Annotated in this window: 25 protein-coding genes and 1 pseudogene; 16 read left to right on the top strand and 10 right to left on the bottom strand. The window is 61.3% G+C overall.

Going from position 1 to position 24027, the window contains the following annotated elements; genetic code table 11:
* The first annotated feature begins 31 nt into the window (after nucleotides 1-31).
* Nucleotides 32-463 (top strand): hypothetical protein, encoded by a 432-nt coding sequence (locus ACMYR2_RS15780; protein ID WP_347264780.1) that lies wholly within the window; start codon nucleotides 32-34, stop codon nucleotides 461-463.
* Between the two features lie 206 nt (nucleotides 464-669).
* On the opposite strand, the gene ACMYR2_RS15775 is transcribed toward ACMYR2_RS15780, so the two are convergent.
* Nucleotides 670-1110: a hypothetical protein gene (locus ACMYR2_RS15775; RefSeq protein ID WP_416193274.1), complete on the bottom strand. Its 441-nt coding sequence runs from the start codon at nucleotides 1108-1110 to the stop codon at nucleotides 670-672.
* Nucleotides 1111-1145: 35 nt separating this feature from the next.
* Here ACMYR2_RS15775 and ACMYR2_RS15770 point away from each other — a divergent pair.
* The 4 genes and pseudogenes from ACMYR2_RS15770 to ACMYR2_RS15755 all read left to right on the top strand — a co-directional run bounded on the left by ACMYR2_RS15770 (nucleotide 1146) and on the right by ACMYR2_RS15755 (nucleotide 4053).
* Nucleotides 1146-2230, top strand: a pseudogene (locus ACMYR2_RS15770) (IS5 family transposase).
* A gap of 297 nt (nucleotides 2231-2527) precedes the next feature.
* Nucleotides 2528-2773 (top strand): hypothetical protein, encoded by a 246-nt coding sequence (locus ACMYR2_RS15765; protein WP_347262874.1) that lies wholly within the window; start codon nucleotides 2528-2530, stop codon nucleotides 2771-2773.
* A gap of 239 nt (nucleotides 2774-3012) precedes the next feature.
* A complete protein-coding gene (locus ACMYR2_RS15760) occupies nucleotides 3013-3255 on the top strand; it encodes a hypothetical protein (protein WP_347262873.1) in 243 nt (80 codons plus the stop codon).
* A 156-nt stretch (nucleotides 3256-3411) separates the two neighbouring features.
* Nucleotides 3412-4053: a hypothetical protein gene (locus tag ACMYR2_RS15755; RefSeq protein WP_416193273.1), complete on the top strand. Its 642-nt coding sequence runs from the start codon at nucleotides 3412-3414 to the stop codon at nucleotides 4051-4053.
* A 129-nt stretch (nucleotides 4054-4182) separates the two neighbouring features.
* On the opposite strand, the gene ACMYR2_RS15750 is transcribed toward ACMYR2_RS15755, so the two are convergent.
* The 5 genes from ACMYR2_RS15750 to ACMYR2_RS15730 form a co-directional block, all read right to left on the bottom strand.
* A complete protein-coding gene (locus ACMYR2_RS15750) occupies nucleotides 4183-5139 on the bottom strand; it encodes a glutathione S-transferase family protein (protein ID WP_347262871.1) in 957 nt (318 codons plus the stop codon).
* Between the two features lie 67 nt (nucleotides 5140-5206).
* The gene (locus tag ACMYR2_RS15745; protein WP_347262870.1) at nucleotides 5207-5710 is read right to left on the bottom strand and encodes an isoprenylcysteine carboxyl methyltransferase family protein; all 504 of its coding nucleotides are present in this window, start codon (nucleotides 5708-5710) and stop codon (nucleotides 5207-5209) included.
* Entirely contained in the window at nucleotides 5707-6759 is a 1053-nt protein-coding gene (locus ACMYR2_RS15740) for a type III polyketide synthase (protein ID WP_416193272.1), read from the bottom strand. The genes ACMYR2_RS15745 and ACMYR2_RS15740 overlap by 4 nt, the downstream gene beginning before the upstream one ends.
* Nucleotides 6760-6957: 198 nt before the next feature.
* Nucleotides 6958-7317: a PRC-barrel domain-containing protein gene (locus ACMYR2_RS15735; protein WP_347262868.1), complete on the bottom strand. Its 360-nt coding sequence runs from the start codon at nucleotides 7315-7317 to the stop codon at nucleotides 6958-6960.
* Nucleotides 7318-7598: 281 nt separating this feature from the next.
* The gene (locus ACMYR2_RS15730) at nucleotides 7599-10961 is read right to left on the bottom strand and encodes an IPT/TIG domain-containing protein (protein WP_416193271.1); all 3363 of its coding nucleotides are present in this window, start codon (nucleotides 10959-10961) and stop codon (nucleotides 7599-7601) included.
* Between the two features lie 421 nt (nucleotides 10962-11382).
* Between ACMYR2_RS15730 and ACMYR2_RS15725 the strand changes: the two genes are divergently transcribed.
* The 4 genes from ACMYR2_RS15725 to ACMYR2_RS15710 are packed head-to-tail and all read left to right on the top strand — an operon-like array spanning nucleotide 11383 to nucleotide 13659.
* Entirely contained in the window at nucleotides 11383-11958 is a 576-nt protein-coding gene (locus ACMYR2_RS15725) for a phage tail protein (protein WP_347262877.1), read from the top strand.
* 33 nt (nucleotides 11959-11991) lie between these two features.
* Nucleotides 11992-12522, top strand: coding sequence for a phage tail protein (locus ACMYR2_RS15720; protein WP_347262866.1), 531 nt, complete (start codon nucleotides 11992-11994; stop codon nucleotides 12520-12522).
* Nucleotides 12523-12566: 44 nt separating this feature from the next.
* Complete coding sequence (locus tag ACMYR2_RS15715; protein WP_347262865.1) at nucleotides 12567-13109, top strand: phage tail protein; 543 nt, start codon at nucleotides 12567-12569, stop codon at nucleotides 13107-13109.
* On the top strand, nucleotides 13102-13659 hold the full coding sequence (locus ACMYR2_RS15710; RefSeq protein ID WP_416193270.1) for a GNAT family N-acetyltransferase: 558 nt from the start codon (nucleotides 13102-13104) through the stop codon (nucleotides 13657-13659). Before ACMYR2_RS15715 ends, ACMYR2_RS15710 begins: the two co-directional genes overlap by 8 nt.
* Before the next feature lie 70 nt (nucleotides 13660-13729).
* Here ACMYR2_RS15710 and ACMYR2_RS15705 read toward each other — a convergent pair whose 3' ends face one another.
* On the bottom strand, nucleotides 13730-14062 hold the full coding sequence (locus ACMYR2_RS15705; protein ID WP_347262863.1) for a DUF6916 family protein: 333 nt from the start codon (nucleotides 14060-14062) through the stop codon (nucleotides 13730-13732).
* A gap of 302 nt (nucleotides 14063-14364) precedes the next feature.
* Between ACMYR2_RS15705 and ACMYR2_RS15700 the strand changes: the two genes are divergently transcribed.
* The 5 genes from ACMYR2_RS15700 (at nucleotide 14365) to ACMYR2_RS15680 (ending at nucleotide 21125) form a co-directional block, all read left to right on the top strand.
* Complete coding sequence (locus ACMYR2_RS15700; RefSeq protein WP_416193269.1) at nucleotides 14365-15618, top strand: MFS transporter; 1254 nt, start codon at nucleotides 14365-14367, stop codon at nucleotides 15616-15618.
* Between the two features lie 602 nt (nucleotides 15619-16220).
* Complete coding sequence (locus ACMYR2_RS15695; protein WP_347262861.1) at nucleotides 16221-16712, top strand: pyridoxamine 5'-phosphate oxidase family protein; 492 nt, start codon at nucleotides 16221-16223, stop codon at nucleotides 16710-16712.
* A 222-nt stretch (nucleotides 16713-16934) separates the two neighbouring features.
* Nucleotides 16935-17588 carry an ABC transporter ATP-binding protein gene (locus ACMYR2_RS15690; protein WP_347262876.1) on the top strand — a complete coding sequence of 218 codons (654 nt, stop codon included), beginning with the start codon at nucleotides 16935-16937 and terminating at the stop codon, nucleotides 17586-17588.
* The gene (locus ACMYR2_RS15685; RefSeq protein WP_347262860.1) at nucleotides 17585-20047 is read left to right on the top strand and encodes an ABC transporter permease; all 2463 of its coding nucleotides are present in this window, start codon (nucleotides 17585-17587) and stop codon (nucleotides 20045-20047) included. Before ACMYR2_RS15690 ends, ACMYR2_RS15685 begins: the two co-directional genes overlap by 4 nt.
* Nucleotides 20037-21125: a lipocalin-like domain-containing protein gene (locus ACMYR2_RS15680; RefSeq protein WP_416193268.1), complete on the top strand. Its 1089-nt coding sequence runs from the start codon at nucleotides 20037-20039 to the stop codon at nucleotides 21123-21125. Before ACMYR2_RS15685 ends, ACMYR2_RS15680 begins: the two co-directional genes overlap by 11 nt.
* A gap of 120 nt (nucleotides 21126-21245) precedes the next feature.
* On the opposite strand, the gene ACMYR2_RS15675 is transcribed toward ACMYR2_RS15680, so the two are convergent.
* The 3 genes from ACMYR2_RS15675 to ACMYR2_RS15665 form a co-directional block, all read right to left on the bottom strand.
* Complete coding sequence (locus ACMYR2_RS15675) at nucleotides 21246-21389, bottom strand: hypothetical protein (protein WP_347262858.1); 144 nt, start codon at nucleotides 21387-21389, stop codon at nucleotides 21246-21248.
* 268 nt (nucleotides 21390-21657) lie between these two features.
* On the bottom strand, nucleotides 21658-22155 hold the full coding sequence (locus ACMYR2_RS15670) for a ferritin-like domain-containing protein (RefSeq protein WP_347262857.1): 498 nt from the start codon (nucleotides 22153-22155) through the stop codon (nucleotides 21658-21660).
* 64 nt (nucleotides 22156-22219) lie between these two features.
* Nucleotides 22220-22357 carry a hypothetical protein gene (locus tag ACMYR2_RS15665; RefSeq protein ID WP_347262856.1) on the bottom strand — a complete coding sequence of 46 codons (138 nt, stop codon included), beginning with the start codon at nucleotides 22355-22357 and terminating at the stop codon, nucleotides 22220-22222.
* A 257-nt stretch (nucleotides 22358-22614) separates the two neighbouring features.
* Between ACMYR2_RS15665 and ACMYR2_RS15660 the strand changes: the two genes are divergently transcribed.
* Together ACMYR2_RS15660 and ACMYR2_RS15655 are read left to right on the top strand one after the other, a co-directional pair.
* Nucleotides 22615-23475 carry an SDR family oxidoreductase gene (locus ACMYR2_RS15660; protein WP_416193267.1) on the top strand — a complete coding sequence of 287 codons (861 nt, stop codon included), beginning with the start codon at nucleotides 22615-22617 and terminating at the stop codon, nucleotides 23473-23475.
* 140 nt (nucleotides 23476-23615) lie between these two features.
* On the top strand, nucleotides 23616-23834 hold the full coding sequence (locus ACMYR2_RS15655; protein WP_347262854.1) for a hypothetical protein: 219 nt from the start codon (nucleotides 23616-23618) through the stop codon (nucleotides 23832-23834).
* Nucleotides 23835-24027 lie beyond the last annotated feature (193 nt).

Genomic DNA, 24027 nt, shown 5'->3' with positions numbered 1-24027 from the left:
GGTTAATAGCGCGACTGCATACCCGGATACAATGGAAGGCATGTTGGTCTTTGGCAGGTTCGCGAGCGGCTGCTTTGCGAGCAACTGGCTGCTGGTTCGATTCCGGTTTTGGGCGGCCAGTCGCTGGGACAGGCAAGACAGTATCAGCCTTACGGCCGTGTCTGCCGATCTTTGGTCAAGCTTTGGCGGGATAGAGTATTTGTTCCGTTCAAAGGGTGGCTCGATGTCAAAGCGCGTAACCAGGACAAAATCTTGCAGAGGCCGGGAGAAATTGGGAGTTTTGCGGGTGAGGGATCACCGAAAAATCGAGGAACGTATCCTCAGACTGCTTGATCGATACGAGGCCTCGCCGGAGACGGACAAGCGTTGGCTGGATATTGGACGATCCTGCATCGAGCAGGGTTTCATGGCGATCAACCGGGCTGTTTTCGAGCAGAAGCGGGCTGAACTGCCGGAAGATTGATAAGATAATCAAAATCCGGTCAGCTGGGTTGGTTCAACATGCTCATTCTGAACGAGCCACGAACATTCAGGCTTTCCGCACGCTTCAATTTTTGAAGAAGCGCGGCGCGGTTGTCGCGTGATGGAGCTCCATGGACAGCCCTGCGACAACGAAGATGGCGCAGGTCGATCCTTGATCTCATTGGGTGGGGGAGGTTCTTAGGATGTTTAGTCCCGGACTTTAGTGGTGCATTTTGTCGTCCGATTCGAAGGATGCGCTATGGGACAAGTTTTACACGGCTGCGCTACGGCGGCCGCACCGACGAATGCGCCGCCCGCAAGGCAGAAGATTTGCCGCCAGACCGGCGACGGCACGGCCTCGGCGGTCACGCCATGCACGAGCGCATATCCCGCTACGGCGGCGGGCGCGGCGAATATGAGCGCCAATGCAATCCGCAGGATCGGAGCGCGCAATATGGCAAACAGAAGGGTGAGAATGCCGAACGATGCCACGCCAGCGACAACGCCGACGATTCCCGTGCCGAGCCAACCGGCTCCGGTGCCATAGGCGAAGCGCGTCGCCGCGAGTGCCAGCATGAACGGCAGCGCGTAGATCGCCAGCGTATGGCAGGCTGTTGAAGAAGTCAGTGGCGGCTGAGCTGTGAGCATGATTCATTGGCTTTGAAGCGATTTGGAGATGATGGGTGCGCGGTGGTGACAATCTGACTGGCGAGTTGTTCAGCTGCGTTGATCTGGAGGCGCGGGTTCGGCGCGATCACCCGCTTCGCGCCATCCGGGTCAAGGTGAACGAAGCGCTTGTCGCTTTGGAGCGGGAGTTCGCGGCGCTGTATTCGCCGCTCGGGCGGCCGTCGATCCCCCCGGGAAGTTGCTCAGGGCGATGCTCTTGCAGGCGTTCCACTCGATCCGCCCGGAGCGGTTGCTTATGGAGCGGCTGGAATACGACCTTCTGTTCCGCTGGTTCGTGGGCATCGGCGTCGACGATCCAGCCTGGGACCATTCGGTGTTCTCGAAGAACCGCGACCGGCTGCTTGAGGGTGACATCGCGGCCAGGTTCCTGAGTGCGGTGCTGGCCCAGCCCAAGGTGAAGAAGCTGCTGTCGAGCGATCACTTCCCGGTCGACGGCACGCCGGTCGAGGCCTGGGCTTCGATGAAGAGCGTCAAACCGAAGGACGGCTCTGGCGAGCCGCCGGCCGGCGGCGCCGGGCGCAATGCCGAAGCCGGCTTCCACGGCCAGAAACGGACGAACGACACGCATGCCTCGACCACCGATCCGGACGCAAGGCTCTACAAGAAGGGCAAGGAGGCGAAGCTATGCTTCATGGGTCATGGGCTGATGGAGAACCGCCACGGCCTGTTGGTCGACGCCTGCCTGACGCTGGCCGGCGGACATGCCGAGCGGGTGGCGGCGTTGCACATGATCGAACCTCGCGCCGACCGGCCCCTGGCCATCACGCTTGGCGCTGATAGGGCCTGTGACACGGAGGACTTCGTCAATGAGTTGCGTGCGATGAAGGTGACGTCGCACGTGGCACGGAACACGAGCGGCCGAAGCTCGGCGATCGACGGACGCACGACGCGGCACAGCGGCTATGCCGTCAGCCAGCGTATCCGCGAGCGCATTGAGGAAGCGTTCGGCTGGATCAAGACGGTCGCCAACCAGGACAAGACCCGCTTCCGCGGCCGCAACCGTGTCGGATGGGCCTTCACCTTCGCAGCCGCCGCTTACAATCTGGTGCGATTGCCCAAGCTCATGGCGGCGCCAGCATGACCCGCCGTCCCTCCGCCACGCCAAACTGATCAACGGCTCGATCCAGATCACATTCGCCCATCACAACGGCAATCAAGCCATCCCTAAAGCCAGACCGGATACTTCTTCAACAGCCTGCTAGAGCATGATCCCGACCCGAAGGGCCGCGCCAGCGCAAAGTGGAAACCGGTTTTCGGATAAGATCATGCTCAAACAAAAAGATAAGCGGCGAGTCGGATTCAACGCGACTGAAACGGACTCTGGAAATGACCCCGCGCCGCGAATCGTTGCGTTGATGAACAGGGGGAGTTGGAATAGATGGAGGCCGCAGTTTCGGGCGAGGCCGCCTTTAACGGTGGAGAAGGCAGGAGCATGATGATGACGATCAATGATGACCTGGAAAAATTCAGGCAGGCGAGGACGATGGCCTTCAAACGTGGCTTCGTCGTCCGAAGGGCCGATGACGCGGATGATCCCAAGCCCTACACGTTGGTTCGCCAGGCCGTGGAAACGCATCTTGCGACCATCGATGAGGTGCTGGAGGAACTTAAACGGACCAAATGATCGAAAAGGTCCCATGCGATTCGGCCGGACGGAATCGCCAGCCTGGCGGCCTGGCGCGGGGGCGTTCAGCCGGAACCGGCTCCCGAAAGCCCCGGAGCGCGGCGGCACCGTTTCCGGGCGAAGGACCAGATGGTTCCGTATTAACAACTCGTTAACCGCTATCGAGGCAAATTTTGCCGGTGAACGGTATGCACTTGCCGCGGGAAAGGCCAGAGACCGTTCGGGCGGGGTAAAAGGCCATGGAACGCGACATCGGGCCGCGGAAAACACCGGCGACCATTCAGGAATTGCAGGCGCGGGTGGCCGCGGCTTTCGGCAGGCATCCGTTATGCCGCGAGGTGCGGTTCGACGTGGTCAGCACGCCGAAAACCCGTAGCGGCGCCAACTGGACCGTGAGCATGAGCGCGGTCCCGCCAGATGCCATCTGGGAAGCCTCCGAACTCGTCGCCGACATCCAGGATGCCTACACGCTGGCTGCCTGACCTCCGGGACGCCAGGCGACCGGGAGGCGGGATCCTCCATGTGAATAAACGGCCGTCCGGTTCCGTCCTGCACGGCAAGCCTTGATTCACAGCGCGTTGTGAGGATCAATCGGCCGCGCTCGTGAATTGAACCGGAGATCCTTTTTGACACGGACGATGACGATTCTGGCGCTCGCGTGCTGCGTCATCACCGGCGTAGCGCTGGCGCAGATATTCGGCCCTGGCAACGTTCTGATGGTTCGGTTTGTTGCAACGCCGTCTCCACAGCTCGCGGAAGCGGAGCCGCTCGAATCGGCAGCCAATCGCGAGCGCAAGTCGGACAGGCTTCCGGTCATGCTTCAAGCCTGGACGCCTGATGCCGATGGAGCGTTGCCGGAATCACTTCGGCCGGCGGTGGCAACCGATTCTCCCTTCGATGCCGAAATTTTACCTTCGATGCCGCCGATCGAGGAACCGCCGCTGCCACGTCCCCGGCCCAAACTCGCAAACCAGTTTGTCCAGAAGGACTACTCGCTGCTCAGCGACATGCAGATCGCGGCGCTGAAGGGAAGGCTGCGGCTGACGCTGGGGCAGGAGCCTTACTGGCCCGCCGTGGAACGCGCATTGCGGGAGGCCGCCCAGAAAATCCATGAGCGGCGTTCTGCGCCGGGCAGGCAACCCGCGCTCCGCGCCGGCGAGATCGAGCAGATAAAGGTCGCGGCGCAGCCGTTGTTGACGAGGCTGCGGGAAGATCAGAAGCGGGAGGTGCGTGCGCTGGCGCGCATTATCGGGCTTGAAGCGGTGGCCTCGCTGATCTGAGGCCGACGCGCGCAGCAAGAGGAGGATGAGGAAAACCTTGCGGCGGCTTCTGCGCATCCCGCGTCTCAATATCATCGAGCGGCGCGACGACTTGATAATATCAATGGACCTTGCGGGCGCATTTTCGCGTCATAGGCCGAGGTGGCTGAGGTCGGGACCTTTCGGGACGATGCCGTTCGGGTTGAGTGACCTGATGGAATAGTACCCTTTCTTGATATGATTGATGCTGACCGTGTCGCGAATCCCGGGAACGTCCAGCACACGTTTGAGATAGGCGGTGAGGTTGGGGTATTCGGAGAGACGCCGCAGGTTGCATTTGAAAAGACCGTGATAGGCGGCATCGAAACGCACCAGCGTTACGAACAGGCGGATGTCGGCCTCGGTGAAAGACGGGCCGAGCAGAAACGGACGGTCCGCCAAATAGTTTTCCAACAGGTCCAGCATCGCGAAGACGTCGTCAAACGCTTCGTCATAGGCGATTTGCGTCGTGGCGAAGCCGGCGCGGTAAACGCCGTTGTTGAGCGCCGGGTAGATGCGGTCGTTGAGCGCATCGATCGCGGTACGGAGCGCCTGCGGATAAAGGTCGACACTGTCGTCGGCCAGCCCGGCGAATCCCGAGTTGAACATGCGAACGATTTCGGCGGATTCATTGTTGACGATGGTCTTGCGTTTCTTGTCCCAGAGAACCGGGACCGTCGCGCGCCCGCAGATTTCCGGATCGGCTCGCGTATAGAGTTCATGCAGATAGGTCGCGCCGTTGACCTCGTCCCGGCCGGCGCCCGGGTAATCGCCGAAGCGCCATCCCTGGTCGGTCAATACCGGCTCCACGACGGACACCGAAACAACGTCCTCAAGCTTCTTCAGTTTGCGGGCAATGAGCGTGCGTGAGGCCCACGGACAGATCAACGCGACATAAAGATGGTAGCGGCCGGGTTCCGCACGGAAGCCATCGTCGCCGGTTGGGCCGGCGCTTCCGTCGGGAGTGATCCAGTTGCGGAAGCTGGATGTCTGGCGGACAAAGCCGCCCTTTTCGTCCTTGGCCTGGACCGGCTGCCAGTCCGATGTCCATTTCCCATTCACCAGCATACCGAACTCCTTGGCGCATTCTGAAGATGTCGGACAAGCCGGCGGCGAACAAGCGGCGAGGCTCCGACTATGGCCGCCGTTCGCGGACGATTGCAAGCGCGCGGGCCTCAGTGCCGATGCGGATCGCGAGCATCAGCCCGTTCAGAACAGTGAAGACCAGCGCCAGCAGATACAGATGAAGCGCGAGCGGCAGAACCGCGATTTCCGCGGCGACGATCGCATAGTTCGGATGTGCCAGGTATCTGTAAGGTCCGGATGTCACCAGGGGCGCGTCAGGCAGGACGATGATGCGCGTGGTCCATCGGGGTCCGAGGGTTGCGAGCACCCAAAAGCGACACGCCTGTAGCAGGATAAAACCCGACAGGGCCAGGAGATTGACATCCTGATTACGACCCCACGTCCATAATGCGATCAGCCAGGCGGTGTGTGTCGCGACGATCAGCGGATAGTGACCCGGCGCGACCTCGATCGCGCCCCGCGCCAGCAGCCTGGTGGTGTTGTAGCGAGACAGGATCAGTTCGCCCAGCCGCTGCGCCGTCACCAGTAAGAGAATGAGCGCGGCGAGAGTCACGCGGCGCGACGCAGGGTGACGCAGCTTGCGGTGAAGCCCGGCCCCAGCGAGGTCACAAGCGACCGCGACGGCAGCCCCTGCGCGCGGGCGCGTTCGAGCACGAACAGGACCGTGGCCGCGGACATGTTGCCGTAGTCGGCGATCACGCTTCTTTCGTGATCGAGCGTTCCCTGATCGAGGGAGAAAGCGCGCTCGATCGCGACGATGACCTTTGCGCCGCCGGGATGACAGATCAAGCGGTCGATGTCTCCGATCGAGAGACCCAGCCCGGACAGAACTGCGGTGACGCCCGGCTTCATGTGCGCGAGCACGAAGTCCGGAATTGTGCGCTGGAAGATCACGCCGAATCCTTCAGGGTCCACCCGCCATCCCATGATATCGAGCGTGTTCGGCCACAGATACTCGCCGGTCGCCTCGATGCGTGTCGCACCTCCGTCTCCGGCGCGCAGCACGACCGCGGCGGCTCCGTCGCCGAACAGGCTGGCGGCAACGATATTGGCCTTCGTCAGTTCGTCGTGGCGAACGGCGAGCGTGCAAAGTTCGAGGACCACGAGGAGGACGTTGGTGCCCGGCCGGGCTTGCGCCAGTCGCGATGCGATGGACAGTCCCGCGACGCCGCCGGCGCAGCCGAGCCCGAACACCGGCACGCGCGAGATATCCGTCCGGAAACCGAGCCGGCCGGCGACGCGGGCCTCAAGCGTCGGGGTGGCGATACCGGTCGAGCACACCGTAACCACGCTGTCGATGTCAGCTGCGTGAAGATCGGCCCGCTCCATGGCTTTCCGCGCGACCTCGACGAACAATGTTTCCGCGCCGTCCAGAAAGGCCTGAGTGCGCTCCGGCCAGCCTCCTGGCTCGCAATACCATTCAATCGGCTTGACGCCGTAGCGGTGCTGGATCCCGGTGTTGGCGAAAAGAGAGGATAGCGTTTCGAATTGCGGGTAGCGCGCGCCTAAGATGAATCGCGCCGCGTCGAGAATTTGCGACTGATGAAACACATTGGGCGGGACCCCGGTCGCCATTGATACCAACGCGGCCGTGTGCTTCATGTCATCGCTCCCGCTCCCATATTTCCTCACGCGCGAGGTCTCCTCATGCGCGCGGCCGCCACGAACATGTTTTCGAGGCGGCGTTTCAATGCGTGTATGGATGAGTTCCGGTTTCAATCACACTCGGTTCGACTAGAGTCTTTATGTTTGACGCGTTTTCTTCACGCGAACCGGATTCCCACTTCGCTCGGAGACGCTCTAGAAACCGGCGGCGTAGTAATCGTCGACAGCCTTGGTGCGCGCCCGCTCGGACCAATTCCAGCTGCCGCCGACCTGATATTTCGGAGCACCCTGGAGTTGATCGACGGTTACGCCGGTCTGATAGCCGCCGAGCCGCGTATCATACTTCAGCGTGTGCCAGGGTAGCGGATAATGATCGTCGCCGATTCCAAGAAATCCGCCAAAGCTCAGGACAGCATACGAAACACGCCCGCTGGTCTTTTCGATCATGACCCGCTCTATCGAGCCGATCTTTTTATCATCGGGGCCGAAGACGGCCGTGCCTTCGACCTTGTCGCTTCCGATCAGGTTGGTGGTTTCGTTTTCTTCTATCGCCATGGCGTCCCTCCTGGGAGCCTGTTCCGCTTCTGAACAAGGCAGAGGCGTGGCTCCGTGATTTTTCGGTTTGACGCGTTTTCTCCATGCTCGAAAACGCTAAAGGCTCTGGAGGGAAGAAGCGCCGAATGCACCAAAAGTTCCTGGAGCATGATTCCCTAAAAGTGGAAACCGGTTTTCGGAGAAGATCATGCTCAAACAAAAAGATAAGCGACGAGTCTGGTTCAACGCAGTTGAAACAGACTCCAGGGTCCTTCACCGGCTCCGGGAAGCGGTGAACGACCCTAGAACTTCGCGCCCAACCGCAGGGCGAAGTTGTGGACCTCGGTCCTTCCGTCAAGGCCGAGAGCGGTGGTGTAGTCGAAGCCGAGCGTGGCTCCGTTGCCGACCGGGGTGTCGAAGCCGAGGCCAACCGCGATGTAATCTCGGGTGAAGACATTAACGCCCAGCGTATAGGGCAGGCCGTTTCTGAGGTCGGCATAGCCCATGCTCGCCAGGCTGGAGCCGGTGAAGTCGTGCGTGTATTCAAGCCGGCCGCGTGCTTTCACAACGCCCCAGTCCCGAAGGAAGACATACTCGGCGCGCATTCCCAACACGCCCGCCAGCATGCTCAGGGTCTGTTTGCCGAAGGCGAGATCGTAGGCGGCAGCGCCGCTTTCGGTAAAGGCGTTGAGCTGTGTCCACGCGGATTCGATGCGGCCGTAGGGCGATACAAGGGCTCGGCTGCTCTTGTACTCGTAGCCGCCGATGATCGAGCCGAACACCTGGTTGCCGGATCTGCCGCCGGTTGCCATGCCGCTGGTCGGCGTCACGAACCGCCTGCTGTCGAAGTCCAGCGCGCTGTAGCCGAGCAGGGCGTCGATGAACGTGTTGTTTCGCGGGTGGTAGCTTCCGTAGATGGCGGTGCTGAGCGCCTGGCCCCTGCTTTGCGTCACGCTGTTGCCGACATCGACGGTATCGCGCCCGTAACCAACGCCGACGCCCGCGGTGAAGCCGGGCGAGAACCGGTAGTCCACCCCGCCGCTGACGCCGATCAACGTGTGGCCGAGACCGACATTGTATCTGTTCGCCGTGCCGAAGTTGACGAACCCGCCGGCCCAGACGGCGAGATCGGTCAGCGACCCGCGTTTCGGCGGAGGTGCCTTGGTCGGCGGCCTTGAAGGGCCGGCATCGTTCGGCGCGTAGGCGAATGCATTGCGGGTCGGATCTGAGGCGCGGGTTTCCCGGGCATAACCCAAAGCGTTCGGATCGGTCGGGTCTTGAGGGCCGGCGAGCCGCACATTCATCGACGTCGCCTCACGGTTTGAATCGTCGTGAAGCTGTTCGAGCCGGTCGCGGAAGTTTGTGATCTGCGAGCGCGCAAACCTCTGGGCGCTTTGCGCCTGGGCGTTGAGCAAACCGATGACCTCGCGATCCCGCGACGGATCGGGGCGCGCGACAACGGTGAACGTCACGGTGCCGGGCGCCGAGGTTCCGGACGCATTCGACAGCGTATAGCGAACGATGACGGTCGATGCGGCGCCTGCCGCGGAAGCATAGACCAACTGCCACTGCGTGCCGTTCTGCACGATGCTCGTCGTGCCGTCCGAAGCTGGTGGCGAAGTGACGATCGTGGCCGCGGTGAAGGGGCCTCCCGTCGCTCCCTGCGTCAGGCTGACCGTGCCCGATGCGCCGGCGGTCAGCTGCAGCGTATGGCTTGTGACGGTCGGCACGGGCGCCGAATAGGTGAAGCCGCCGGGCAGGCTGGCGTTGCCGCCGGGCGTCGTCACCGCGACCGCGACCGAACCTGCCGCGTGTGCGGGCGTCGTGGCGGTGATGGTGGAGTCGTTGATCACGGTGATGCTGGTTGCCGCTGTTCCGCCGAAGGTGACGGCTGTCGCGCCTGTGAAGTTCGTGCCGGTGATGGTCACCGGCGTTCCGCCGGTGGCCGGGCCGGTGTTGGGCGTCACCGAGATGATCGAGGGGGCCAGGGCTGAATAGGTAAAACCGTTCGGCAGGCTGTTGGTGCCGCCGGGGGTGGTCACCGCGACCGCGACGGCGCCTGCCGCATGGGCCGGCGTCGTTGCGGTGATGGTGGTGTCGTTGACCACGGTGACGCCCGTCGCGGGTGCGCCGCCGAAGGTGACGGCTGTCGCGCCTGTGAAGTTCGTGCCGGTGATGGTCACCGGCGTTCCGCCGGTGGCCGGGCCGGTGTTCGGCGTGACGGAGATGATCGAGGGGGCCAGGGCTGAATAGGTGAAACCGTTCGGCAGGCTGTTGGTGCCGCCGGAGGTGGTCACCGCGACCGCGACGGCGCCTGCCGCATGGGCTGGCGTCGTGGCGGTGATGGTGGTGTCGTTGACCACGGTGACGCCCGTCGCCGGTGTTCCGCCGAAGGTGACGGCCGTCGCGCCTGTGAAGTTCGTGCCGGTGATGGTCACCGGCGTTCCGCCGGCCGGGGGGCCGGTGTTCGGCGCGACCGAAGTGACAGTGGGCGCGGGAGCCGCATAGGTGAAGCTGCCCGAGTTGACGGTGCCGCCGGGTGTGGTCACCGCGACCGCGACGGCGCCTGCCGCATGGGCCGGCGTCGTTGCGGTGATGGCGGTGTCGTTGACCACGGTGACGCCTGTCGCGGGCGCGCCGCCGAAGGTGACGGATGTCGCGCCTGTGAAATTCGTGCCGGTGATGGTGACCGATGTGCCGCCAGTGGTCGGGCCGGTGTTGGGCGTGACGGAGGTGATCGTCGGAAGGGCAGGCACGACATTGACCGTCACCGACAGGAACTGAAACCAGTTTCCGGGCCCGGTGCTGCTGTCTTGCACCACGATCTGGAACGAATAATTGCCCAGCGTGGTGGGCGTACCGCTTAGCGTGAAGCCGCTGAGATGGAGGCCGGGAGGCAGGGTGGCGCCGAACGCAAGCGAGGCGGTATAGGGGCCGACGCCGCCCCCGGGCGTGTAGGTGACGGAGAACAGCGAGCCGAGCGGGGCCGATGAGGTGGTTGGCGTCACGGTCAGGCTCGGATTGGCGGTGCTGCCCGAGTAGGACTGAAGGCCGCTTGCTGAGGTGGAGTCCGTCGCCCTGACGGTGAAACTATAGTTGCCGCGCTGTGTCGGCGTGCCCGAAATCAGGCCGCCGGCGGACAGGGACAGTCCGGGAGGCGGCGAGCCCGCATCAAGCGCGAACGTATAGGATCCCGTACCGCCGCTAGCCGTGAGTTGCTGGCTGAAGGGCGTGCCGGCCTGCAACGACAAAGTGCCTGGCGTGATGGTGATCGGCGAGGTCGGCGGTGTAATTGTGACGTTGACGTCGATGGGGACGTTATCGGAGTCTCTTATTCGGAAGAAATCGGTTGTCGCGGCGTCCCCATTGTGCGTGTAGGTGAAGGTGTCGGCTACTGTGTCGATCGTTAACGTGCCATGCTGCGGCAATTCTCCTGGCGGTATCGAGCCAATAGGATTGAAGCCAATAAAACCTCCGATGCAATGCGATTCCGTCACCGATCCGCCGTGCGCGACCGTGATGTTGAAGGCGGGGCATTGCTGGGCGGAAGCGGGGTTCGACCAGAACAGACCCATCAAGAACAGCGCGGCCAACGCCAGAGCATAGGCGACGGAATCACGCGCCGTCCGCGACGAGCGCAGGTGTTGAAATCTATCGCCGATCATTGGCCCCCGCGCCTTCCTGCGCCGCGCTGAGGAAGGCCCTAGAGCCCTTCCGCTTCTGATAGAATCAGAAGCGGGCTCTATGACTTTGATTTGGAGCGTTTTCTTCACGCGAACCGGTGTCCACTTCGCTTGAAAACGCTCTAAGCAAAAATGCCTGCCGCTAGAGTTGATCGATGAACCCGGCAGTCGATGAACCCGGCAGTCGATGAACCCGGCAGTCGATGAACCTGGCAGTCGATGAACCCCGCAAATGCCTGGATCGCGCTGCGCGGTCCGTCGGGTCGATCTTCTCCCTAACAATCGTATCACGGTTGTATCGAAACCGATGTTCGATTCAAAGGGGAAATCTCGCGTATCCGGAGCAGTATCCAGAGAACAAACGTTGTGCTTGCAAGGTTCCCGCTTTTGCGCAAAGTTGGCGGTGCATCGGCGCGGTGGGCGGATCGCCGATGCAGGGGGTTGGGCGATGTCCGAGTTTTTTGTTGGCCAGGTGTTGACGGTTGGATTCGGGTTTGCGCCAAAAGGGCTCGCCCAGTGCGACGGCCAGATTTTGCCGATCGCGCAGAATCAGGCGTTGTTCAGTCTCCTGGGCGCTGCGTATGGCGGCAACGGGACGATAACATTTGCGCTGCCTGATCTTCGCGGACGACTCCCTGTGGGCTTCAGCCCGTCGGTCGATCCCAACTGGCCGGTATCGCCCCATGCGCTCGGCGAAAGGGCGGGGGTGGAGGCCGTTACGCTGATTTCCGCGCAATTGCCTTTGCATACCCATCAGTGCAGCGGCACCAACGCCGCTGGCGACAGGGGCAATCCGACGAACGCGCTCTATGGAACCAGCGGAGAGGCAATCTACGGCAACGCCGGAGCGGGCGAAGTCGTCCTGTCCGCGGGAAGCATTGCGCGCACGGGCGGAAGTCAGGCGCACAGTAACATGCAGCCGTACACCGCCATCAATTTCTGCGTCGCGCTGACGGGAATATACCCCTCCCGAAACTGACCGGCGGATGTTCAACCGATCGGAGGTCGGACCATGAGTGAACCCTATGTCGGAGAAATCCGGCTGTTCGGCTTCTCCCGCGTGCCGCAGGGTTGGTTGCCCTGCGATGGTTCGCTTCTTTCCGTATCTCAGTATGAGGTGCTTTTCTCGTTGATCGGGACGACCTATGGCGGCGACGGCGTGACCACCTTCGCTGCCCCCAATCTCTGCGGTCGCGCTCCCGTTCATTACGGCGCCGGTCCCGGCCTGTCGCCTCGCGCTCTCGGCGAGATGAGCGGCAGCGAAACAGTGACCCTGCTGTCAACCCAGATGCCGCAACATGACCACCCGATGATCGCGACGACGGGAGCAGCCAGTGCCAAGGAGATCACGCCGAACGTCGAGTTCGGGGCGGTCGTGGGCGACACCATGTACACCAATGACGTGACCGGAGCGGCTAGCGTAGCCACGGCGCCGACGTCAACTTCCGTGGCGGGTCGAAACCTGCCGCACGACAATCTCATGCCGACACTGACGGTGCAGTTCTGCATCGCTTTCAACGGGATCTATCCGAGCCGGGGCTGATCGGGCCCCGCTCATGCAGTCAAACTTTCGAAGGCATCGCCGCCATGGAACCATTCATCGGTCAGATTCAGATTTTCGGATTCAACTATGCGCCTCGCGACTGGGCTTTCTGCAACGGGGCGACTTTGGCCATCCGGCAGAATACGGCGCTGTTTTCTCTCCTCGGCACGATGTATGGCGGGGACGGCAAGACCACCTTCATGCTGCCGAATTTTGCCGGCCGCACCGGCTGCAACCAGGGTCAGGGCGCGGGTCTGACGCCGCGTTCCATGGGGGAAGTCTTCGGCCAGAACAGCGTGACCATGACGGCGGACCAGATGCCGGCGCATTCGCATCGTTTCACGATCTATGACCAGTCCGATGCCGCCAAGCGCACGGGCGCGCCAGCCAACGGCTCATCGCTCGTCGTTCCGCAAAACAGCACGCCTTTCAGTACGAGCGGCACGGCGAACACCCAATTTTCACCGCGCATGGGTGGCGTGGCGGGCGGAGGCCAGCCGCATGAAAACCGTCAACCCTATCTCGCCATGAACTTCTGCATTGCACTGTCGGGTGTTTTTCCGTCGTTTGGCGATACCGTTGCCTGATCCGCCGGGCCTGCCGGACTTTCCGGCGCGCCATGGCGACCTTCCTGTCCGCACCCGGTCCGCCGCCTTCCGGCGCGCCACACGTAATGACCTGACTTCCCTGCGCGAACTGTATCACTCGTTCCGCATCGGCGAGTTCGCGTCTCTCGGCTGGCCTGCCGAACAGCTGCGTACGTTGCTGGACCACCAGTTCGATCTTCAGCATCGCGGCTATCTGACGATGTTTCCGCAAGCCGACTTCTTGCTGATCCTGCGCGAGAACGCACCAGCCGGTCGGCTCTATCTCGACGCCAGCCAAGCGCGTTGGCGCATCATCGACATCGCGCTCACCGCGGAGCGGCGCGGCGCCGGTCTTGGATCCGCGGTCATGCAGGCGATCAAGCGGCATGCGCAAACCGCTGCCGCCACCGCCGTCGTGCTGCACGTCGCCTGTGAAAATCACGGGGCGCAGCGGTTCTATCGCCGGCTTGGCTTTCGCGAGGTGGCGCGCCAGGACCAGACTTGCGCGCGCATGGAATGGACCCCCGGATCTGATGCTGATGGAGCATGATCCGATTTCGCTTTGTCGTTTTCCAGTCCGCTTCTGACTCTGTCAGGAGCGGAAAGGCTCCAGGCTGTCGTCAGTTGAAGATCGCCTGATAGACGATGCCTTCGCGGTCGCGCGCCACCGGCACGATGAATATTTCGATCGCCCCGACAGTTGCGTTTGTCATTCGATAGATCTTCTGCGGAAGCACGACAGGTGATCCGCTGCGGAACAGCAGAGAGAAAGGCTCCCGCATCGCCGCGGCGAAGCCTTGTGGCGGCAAGCGGCGCGCCTCGGACAACGTCAGAGCGATCGATGCCGTTCCAAGGTCGACGTCGAACCCTTCCCCCAGGCAGGCCGTGAAGCGCTCCAGTGTCATCAATTGCATCCGGTAAGGCCCCCCTCTGCCTTGCTCGGTCATCGACATAAACCGTCTCCGCTCCGCCGGCTACAGCATTTCGCGCGGAGCGGATGAGGGTCGGGGAAAGAAAACGCGTCAAATCAAAAACATAGGTGACGGAGCATTCGCCATCCTGGTCCACCGATGTGATGAGGTGATCAGGAGGCGAGCGGGTTCCTGATGTCCGTTTCTGAAATCGATGGACGCCAAGCTTGCCAGAAGCTACTATGTCAATAAGTTATCATAGACGCGTCAACGGTCGCTTATTTTAGTGTCGCCCGGGATGTTGGCGTTGTGTCGGCGATACAAAGTCATAACGAGGAACCACCGTGGAAAATCAAAACGTCGGGACCAGCGCGACGGCAGAGCCGCCGGGTAACCCTAGGGTCTTGTGGATATCGACTGTGGCATTCTCCCTCGGTTTTGCAATCTGGGGAATGTTTTCCGCGCTCGCTCCCTTCATGATCGAGCGGTATAATTTTACAAGCACGCAGGTGCTGGTTCTTGCTGCGATGGAGCCGCTTTTTGCGGCGGGTATCAGTATCCCGCTCGGCATCTGGGCGGACAAGTACGGCGGCCGGACTGTCTTCACGCTTTTGCTGGTGGTTCTCTCCGTCGTCCTGCTTTTGGGAACTTTTGCTGAGAGCTATTACGGCTTCCTGATTCTGGGAACGATGCTCGGACTCGGCGGCGCGAGTTTCGTGGTCGGCAACGCTCACGTCTCGTCCTGGTATCCCAAATCGAAGCAGGGGACCGCACTCGGTCTTTTCGCGCTTGGCAATGTCGGGATCACAGTGGGCATGATGGCGGTTTCGTATCTGCTCACCAATGTTTTTGACCCGAATGATCCGGACGGATGGCGGCTGATATTCCCGATGTTTGCGGTTCCCACGTTGTTGATGGCGGCGATCTATATGTTCTTTACGTCGGATCCGCCGAACCGCGCGCTCAAGAATACCTCGATGAGCGAAATTTTCGCCGTCTACCGCTCGGGCGTGGTGGTATGGCTGGTTCCCGGTCTTTACTGGGTCGCGTTTGGCACGCTGGTCTTCTTCGCGTCAACGCTGCCGACCTATCTCGTCGATCATTGGCATGTGGAAGCGTCGACCGCGGTTGCGGTCTATACGCCGATTTTTGTGGTCTGTGTGGCGATCACCCGGCCATTGGGCGGCTGGCTCGCTGACCGTTACGATGTGCTCAGCCTCTTGAGCGTCATGTTCGGGCTGATGTCAGTGCTGGCCGTGCTCCTGGCCTTGCAGATCTCGCTGACCATCGAGTTGGCCGTTATTTACACGCTTGCGGCGCTGTCCGGCGCCGCCGCGGCTGCCGTCGTCAAGCTGATCCCCATGTACTTCGTGCACGTCGGTGCAGTGAGCGGGTTAGCCAAGGCTGCGGGCGCTGCATGCGGGTTCACCATGACGGCGATCCTCGCCGGCAGCAAATATCTGATGGGCGGTTACACTCTGGGTTTCTTCATCTGGGCGCTGATGAATATCGCCGCGTTCTATGTCTCGTTCTCGCGCGTCGGTTTCAGGAGCGTCAAACCCATCCATCCGATTGGAAAGTCTGTTCCTGCTCACTGAGCCGGGAAACACGCGTCGTTCGGCCCGGCTCGGTCCTGTTGGACCCGCCGGGCCTTCACTTCAAGTACGGGCAGAATCGTTTGACGTAAGAGAGAAAGCGCTCGGCCATCGTTGATCTGCGGTTGCTCGCCGATCTGGAACTGCGGTCACAGTGGTGATCGTGGCGGCGTGCGTCAGCCATCGGTACCTCCGGATGATGAATGGCATAAAACGTGACCGGCAAGCGTCTGTTCCCAGGGTTTACATACGTTCCAGGCTTCAATAGCGGTCTTTTCCGGCGCCCGCGCCCCTATCGCGTCAAGCCGAAGGGATGGACCTGTTCGCGTCAAGAAAACGCATCACATCGAGATCGGACAGCCTCGCTTCTGATTTGATCAGAAGCGAAAAGGCTCTCACCAGTTTCGACCCGCCTTCGTGACGTGCCCCGCGCCGACGCGTGTGAACGGGCCATATTCGATTGATGGACGTCTCCGGGTGCGCCGTTCCAGCGGTCGGCAGCCCAACCCACGATCTCATCCTGCTTTTGGAAATAATCCTTCCGTCGCGTCTTAATGATGATCGACCTTCACCGCATGAAGGTTTGCAGCTTGAAGAGTTTCGCCATGAGCAGGAAGAACGACATCGACCGGGTCTGGGACATCGTTGAGAAAGTTGGCGTTTGCATGCTGATGACGCAATTTGCGGGTGGACTGCGCGCGCGGCCGCTCGAAGCCAGGCCGGATCGTGACGCCGGCCTGATTTTTTTCGTGACCGATATTCACAGCCCAAAGGAGGAGGAGATCAAGGAAAGGCCGGACATCGGCCTCGTCTTTATCGATTCGAGCGATAAAGCCTACCTGTCAATCACCGGGCGCGCCTGCGTCATTCGCGATGCCGAAATGACCGAGGCGGCCTGGCGCAAGACAGATGAAGTATGGTGGCCGGGGGGTCCCACCGATCCCAGCGTATGCCTTTTGCGGATTGAACCTGCTACCGCGGAACTATGGGATGGCCCGGCGAGCAGCGTCGCGACTGCATTCGAGTTCGCCAAGGCAAAGCTGACCGGCAAGAAGCCGAACCTTGGCGAGAACCGCAAGGTGACGGTCAAGATGTAGCTTTGCTATTCAACGCTGATCCGTTTGAGGCAGGTCGCCTTGAGGCAGGTCGCCGAACTGTGGTTTTGGGTGTGGTCACAAGCAGGTTGAATACGGAGCGGCGGGATCAAGCGTCGGACTTGAAACCAGGACTTGCGAGACCCGGAAAAGGGAGTGTTGCGCACGATGGTCGATATGTCGTCCGGGATGGACGAGGCGGCGATGCACATTCCGCAAGCGCCGATGCTGGCTATTCAGAACCTGACCAAAACCTATCGCTCAATGCAGGAACAGATCGCCGTCCTTCGCGGGGTCAGCGTGCAGGTCGGCGCCGGCGAAAGCGTTGCGCTGACCGGTGAATCGGGAAGCGGCAAAAGCACCTTGCTGCACCTGATCGCGGGCCTCGACGAAGCGGATGGCGGCTCGATCCGGATCGTTGATACGGAGGTGACCGCATTGGCGGACAGGGACCGCGCAGCAATCCGACGCGACCGGATCGGGCTGGTCTTTCAACAGTTCAACCTGATCCCTTCTCTAACCGTCGCCGACAATCTGGCTTTTCAGTCGCGCATTGCCGCGCGCCATGACAGTCACTGGCAAAGCGAACTTGTCGATCGGCTGGGCCTGGGAGATTTGCTGAAAAGATATCCCGAGCAGCTTTCAGGCGGCCAACAGCAGCGGGTTGCGATCGGGCGCGCGCTTGCGGTCAGGCCGCCTCTGCTTCTTGCCGACGAGCCGACCGGCAACCTCGATGAAGCAACGGCCGACGACGTCACGGACATCGCGCTTGATCTTGTCAAGCGGACCGGCTGCGCTTTCCTTATGGCGACGCACAGCACGCGGCTTGCCGCGAAGCTGGACCGGAAAGTTCGACTGAGCGCCGGATTGATTTCGTGAAGCAAGGGTATTGGATCCTTGCGGTTCTGCTCAGCCATTGGCGCCGGCATCCGCTGCAACTGACGACACTCATGGTGGGCCTGATCTCCGCGACCGCTTTGTGGAGCGGCGTGGAGGCGTTGAACGAGCAGGCTCGCGCCAGCTACGATCGGGCCGCGGCGGTGTTTGGCGGCTCCCGAACCGCGATGCTGGTCGGGCAGCGTAGCTCCACATTTTCTCAACAGCTTTTCGTCGATCTCCGGCGCGCGGGGTGGCAGGTCTCGCCCGTCGTTGAGGGACGGGTTCGTGTTCAGGGAAGGCCATTGCGCCTGTTGGGGATCGAGCCGGTGACGTTTCCCGCGCAGGCGGGATCGATTCCGGCGATCGGCGCGTCGGATCTGAAATCGTTCATCACGCCTCCGGGCGAGGCTCTGGTCGCGCCGGAGACATTGATCGCGCTGGCCGGGACGGAAGGCGCGGTCCTGCGCACGGATGACGGCGCAACATTGCCGCCGCTCAAGGCTCGCCCGCAACTCGCGCCTGGTGTCGTGGTCGTCGATATCGGGTTGGCGCAAAGCATTCTTCACCTTCAGGGCCGGCTTTCGCGCTTGCTGGTTGGCGACACGCGCGGCCAGCTACCGCCGCTTGAAACTGTTGCTGGCGATATGCTCAGGCATGTCGCGGCGGACGCCGAAACCGATCTTGAGCGTCTGACCGATAGCTTTCATCTCAATCTGTCGGCCTTCGGGCTGCTGTCGTTTCTTGTCGGACTCTTCATCGTCTATTCGGCGGTTGGCCTGGCCTTCGAGCAGCGCATGCCGATGTTTCGAACCCTGCGCGCTTGCGGCGTATCATCCAGGAAGCTGAATGGTGTGCTGCTGATCGAGCTGCTGGTTCTCGCCACCGCCGGCGGCCTGATCGGACTGGTGTGCGGATATCTGATCGCCGCGGCGTTGCTGCCCAATGTCGCCGTCAGCCTGCAAGGGCTGTATGGCGCGCGGGTTTCCGGAGCGTTGGCCCTCAGACCCGAATGGTGGATCGCGGGCCTGGCGATGAGCGCTGGCGGTACATTGGCGGCGTCGGCGACAAGCCTGTTGAAGGTCATCCGTCTTCCGGTGCTCGCGGCGGCGCAGCCTTATGCATGGCAACAATCCCAGCGCCGATGGCTGGGCTGGCAAGGCGTCACGGCCGCCGCGATGCTTGTCGCCGCCATCATCGTCCTGATCGTCGGCGCTTCGCTGATCTCGGGATTCGCGTTGCTGGCGTTGCTGCTTCTGGGCGCCGCGCTTGCGCTTCCCGTGCTGCTCGCATTCGTGCTGCGCATTGGCGAGCGAAACTCGCGACAGCCGCTTGTGTTGTGGTTCTGGGCGGACAGCCGCCAGCAACTTCCCGGACTGTCGCTCGCGCTGATGGCGTTGCTGCTCGCGCTTGCGGTTAACGTCGGCGTCGGAACCATGGTGGAGAGTTTCAACAAGACTTTCACCGCATGGCTGGACGGCCGGCTCGCCGCGGACGTCTATGTGAACGCGGTGAGTGATGCTCAGGCGCGCGATATCGAAGCATCCTTGCGCGCCCGGCCCGAGGTGACCGCCGTGCTGCGGAGCGGCCGCGCCGAGATCGAGATCGGCGGCTGGCCGGTGGAGGTTCTTGGCCTCGCCGATCACGCCACCTATCGCGACCGCTGGCCGTTGCTGGAGTCGTTGCCGAATGCGTGGGCTGATGTCAGGTCAGGCGGGGGCGTCCTCGTGAGCGAGCAACTCGCACGGCGGCTGAAACGACGGCTTGGCGACCGGCTGGATGTCAGCACGCCCGCTGGTGACCGGTCATTACGCATCGCGGCGATCTATGCCGATTACGGCAATCCTAAAGGGCAGATCGCGGTCAACATCGACGCCTTCACGGTTCGATTTCCGGATCTGCCGCGAACCCGGTTCGGCTTGCGCGTGCCCCCTGGCAAGATTGGGCCGCTGATCGATGACATGCGCGAGGCATTTCATCTCGACGAAAGCCGTCTCTCCGATCAGTCGACATTGAAGATGGAATCGAAAGCGATTTTCAATCGTACCTTCGCCGTGACCGCCGCACTGAACACGTTTACGCTCGGCGTCGCCGGCGTGGCGCTGCTCACCAGCCTGCTGACGCTCAGTCATTCCCGCCTTCCGCAACTGGCCCCGCTATGGGCGCTCGGGGTGACAAGGCGGCAGCTTGCAGGCATCGAGTTTCTCAAGACGACATTCATCGCGTTCATCACGGCGATGCTGGCGCTACCGCTCGGCTTGCTGGTGGCCTGGTGCCTGATCGCTGTTGTCAACGTCAGAGCATTCGGCTGGCGGCTGCCGTTCCATGTCTTTCCGCTGCATCTCGCCGAACTTCTCGGCGTGGCGATGCTTGCGTCGCTGCTGGCGATGTTGATTCCGCTCGTTCGGCTGATGCGCATGCCTCCGGCGGCGCTGATCAGGATCTTTGCCAATGAGCGCTAGTCCAAAAATATCGCGGCGCGCATTTGCGGCGGGATTTGCCTTCTTAGGCTTCGGACGAAGAGCTTCGCTCGCGCAGAACTTCGCCGGTCTCGGCGGCGATGCGTCCGGTTTCGCTTCAGTCATGCCCGGAAAGAGCTTTGAATTTCCGCGCGATCACGGCCCGCATCCGGATTACCGGATCGAGTGGTGGTACCTCACCGCCAATCTCAAGGACAGCGCCGGCGAGCGGCTCGGCGTGCAGTGGACGTTGTTTCGCCAGGCGATCCAGCCGGGACCGCAACGCGGCGGCTGGGCGAGCCAGCAAGTCTGGATGGGTCATGCCGCCGTAACGCGCGCCGATACGCATCGCCATAGTGAAACGTTTGCGCGCGGCGGCGTGGGCCAATCCGGCGTGGATGCTTATCCCTTTCATGCCTGGATCGACTCATGGCAAATGCGCGGTCACGACCGCATGTCGGCGATGAACGTCGCGCCGCTCGAGGTCAACGCATCGAGCGCGGAGTTCAGCTATATGCTGAGGCTTCAGGCAGACAAGGCTCTCGTGCTCCAGGGCGATGCCGGCTACAGCGTGAAATCCGAGCGTGGACAGACATCCTATTATTACAGCCAGCCGCACTTCACGGCGTCCGGGACCGTTACGATCGACGGCAAGCCCGCTGACGTCACCGGACTGGCCTGGATGGACCGCGAATGGAGCAGTCAGCTGCTGGCCTCCGATCAAACGGGATGGGATTGGTTTTCGCTGCACCTTGAAACGGGCGAGAAGCTGATGCTGTATCGACTGCGGCAAACCCGGGGCGAACCCTACCTGACAGGCAACTGGATCGGTTCGGATGGGCGGCCGGTTGCGCTCTCTCCCAAGACCGCTGACATGATCCCGACATCCACGACTGAAGTCGCAGGTCGCAGATTGCCGACAGGCTGGCGCATCATCATTCGCGATCGGGGAATGATCATCGACACCGTCCCGCTGAATCCGGCAAGCTGGATGGGGACACGCTTTTCCTATTGGGAAGGTCCGGTCAGCTTTGCCGGCACCCACCGGGGTGTCGGTTATCTCGAAATGACGGGCTATTGATCGAGACTGACCACCATTCGTTCGCGACGCTAGAGCATGATCCTGAAAATTGGAAACCGGTTTTTCGGGAAAGATCATGCTCTAAGCGACGAGTCTGGTTCAAATAAGTTGAAGCAGATTCTAGAAATAAAGCAGGTAGACCGTCGCGAATCCGACCACCACCAGCCCGGTGCTCCAGACCAGGACGTTACGCACGGTAGGCCCACGTTCGGCGCCGCGCGCCTCCATGGTGGTTTCGACGATACGTCCATCTTCCTTCTTCATCTGTCCCTCCTGCGAGATTGATTTCCTGCCGATGAGGCATCGGGTCAACTTGAGGAGTCAGGTTTCGTTCCGATTTGAAGGTGGGCTGCTCCCGAACTTGGAAATTCCAACTTGGCTGTTCCGACATGGAACGTTCAGGTGTGAATGCGGATGGCATTCACTCCGCTCGATGCGCGGGAATGTTCTGAGTTGAATGAGAACTTCTGAAAAAGAAAAGCCATCACCTTTCGGCAATGGCTTTTAGAGCAGCTTGAGATGGCGTGAAGTTCTATGCCGCTTCCGCTTCGATGTTGATGAGGTTTTCAGCAAGCGTCACCAGAGCTTCATCGGTCTTCTTCTCCTCCACCAGCGTCTGCTTGAGGAGCTGGACCGAGTTGCTGAATCCAAGCTGGTTGGCCCACGCGATCAGCGTGCCGTAGCGCGAGATTTCGTAGTGTTCCACCGCCTGAGCCGCCGCGAGCAACCCGGCATCCAGCGCCGGCGATCCCTTGTACTCGGACATGATCTCCTTTCCCTCCTCGATAATGCCGAGGATGGCGTCGCAGGTTTTTCCCTGAGGTCTCGCCTCGATTTCCTCGAACACCTGTTCGAGCCGCTCGATCTGGTCTTCGGTCTCATCGACGTGCTTTTCGAAGGCGGCGCGGAGTTCGTCACTGTGCGCGGCCTTCGCCATTTTCGGCAGCGCGCTCAGGATTTTCTTTTCCGCGAAGTAGATGTCCTTCAGGGTATCGTGAAAAAGGTCTTGAAGCCGTTTCTGCTTGCTCATCGGAAGCTCCCTTGCATGAGGTCTTCCGATAATCGCGGGATCTGGGCGAGGTTCCTGTCGAGGTCTACGGATCCCGCCGCCAGCTTTCGATCAGTTCCGCGGCGCCGGTCAACTCCACCTGAACGTTGAAGCGTTGGGCGTAGAGACGCAGCGACGCGTCATGCGTCGTGTCGGGGGAATTGCGAAAGCCGCCTTTGACCACGATCGTGCGATAGCCGGAGGTTTCACGGCGCTCAGAACGTAAACGTCATTGGAACGGCCTGCGTTCTGGCATGTTGGCAGAAGCCAGGCCTTCAGGTGCGAAGTTCATCCAGGTGCGAAGTTCATCGCTTCATTTCTTATTCCTTCTCTTATTCCTTCTCGCACGCTCGCGGACGCCTTGGGGCGCGATCGGCGGAGGAATTTGTCAGGCTCGGCTGCCATTGGTGATGAGATCGCCGCGCAAACAGGAGACTACTCATGTCGTCAGACCGCCCCGCGCCACCGTTTGCCGCTCAGAAGCAGCCCATGCCGGGCACGACGGCAAGGATGGAACCACGACCGGACCATGGCGAGAGCAGCTACAGGGGCTCGGGCAGGCTGCGGGGGCTGAGAGCGATCATTACGGGCGGCGATAGCGGGATCGGTCGGGCGGTCGCCATCGCTTTCGCGCGCGAGGGTGCGGATATTCTCATCGCCTACCTGAACGAGAGCGAGGATGCGCAGGAGGTGAGATCATTGATCGAGAAAGAGGGACGCAAGGCCGTTCTCGTGGCCGGCGATATCAGCGATCCCGACCATTGCCAGGCGATCGTCCGGCGCGCGGTGGAGGAGCTTGGAGGCCTCGATATCGTTGTCAACAACGCGGCGCATCAAGCGACCTTCAAGGAGATCGGCGACATCAGCGACGATGAATGGCGGATGACCTTCGAGGTCAATATTCACGCGATGTTCTATCTGACCAAGGCGGCGGTGCCCCACCTGAAACCGGGCAGCGCGATCATCAACACGGCGTCCATCAATTCGGATATGCCCAATCCGATCCTGCTCGCCTATGCCACGACGAAAGGCGCCATTCAGAATTTTACGGGCGGACTGGCGCAGATGCTCGCTGAAAAATCCATCCGGGTGAATGCTGTTGCGCCCGGTCCGATCTGGACCCCCTTGATTCCCTCCACCATGCCAGAGGAGGTCGTGACCGACTTTGGCAGGCAGGTTCCGATGAAGCGCCCCGGGCAGCCCGCCGAACTGGCAACCGCCTATGTCATGCTGGCTGATCCGCTCTCGAGCTATACGTCCGGCACCACTGTGGCGGTGACCGGGGGCAGACCCTTCATCTGAAAGCGCAAGCCTTTCATCTGAAAGTGCAACCCTTCATCTGAAAGTGAATGAAGAGATGGCGTTGCGAGGGGACGATTCGCCTTCCGCCACGTTGAAGGTTGCGCCTCGTTGAAGGTGGAGTATGAGAGGAAGAAGGAACAATGGCATACGCTTTATTCTACCAGGATCAATGCATCGGTGCGGCTGCCCCGACCGAGCTTGAGGCATGGAGACGGGCGCTGCGTTCAGGTCTGATTACGAACATTCCCGCCTCGGATTATCGGGACGTTCATGCCTCGCGGCGCGGTCTTTATGTCAGGCAGGTGAATGAGGAGGTCGAGTTGCAGCTCGAAGGCAAGCTCCCGACCGACGTTTCCTAGAGTCGGTTTCAACCGCGTTGAATCCGATTCAAAATCCCGCGGGCCCAACCGCGGAGGGTGGCGTTGCACCGTTAAAACAATAGGAAAGTCAGCGTAAATAAGTAAATAAACTTATTATACTTGGAATACGTAGTATATCTCGCCGTTCCCTGCATCAAAGGCTCGACATGGCCTTGTATGTGGCGCATTATAT

This window comes from Nitrobacter sp. TKz-YC01 (genome assembly GCF_047824785.1).
Lineage (GTDB): Bacteria > Pseudomonadota > Alphaproteobacteria > Rhizobiales > Xanthobacteraceae > Nitrobacter.
This window is presented reverse-complemented; position numbering and strand designations above follow the sequence as displayed.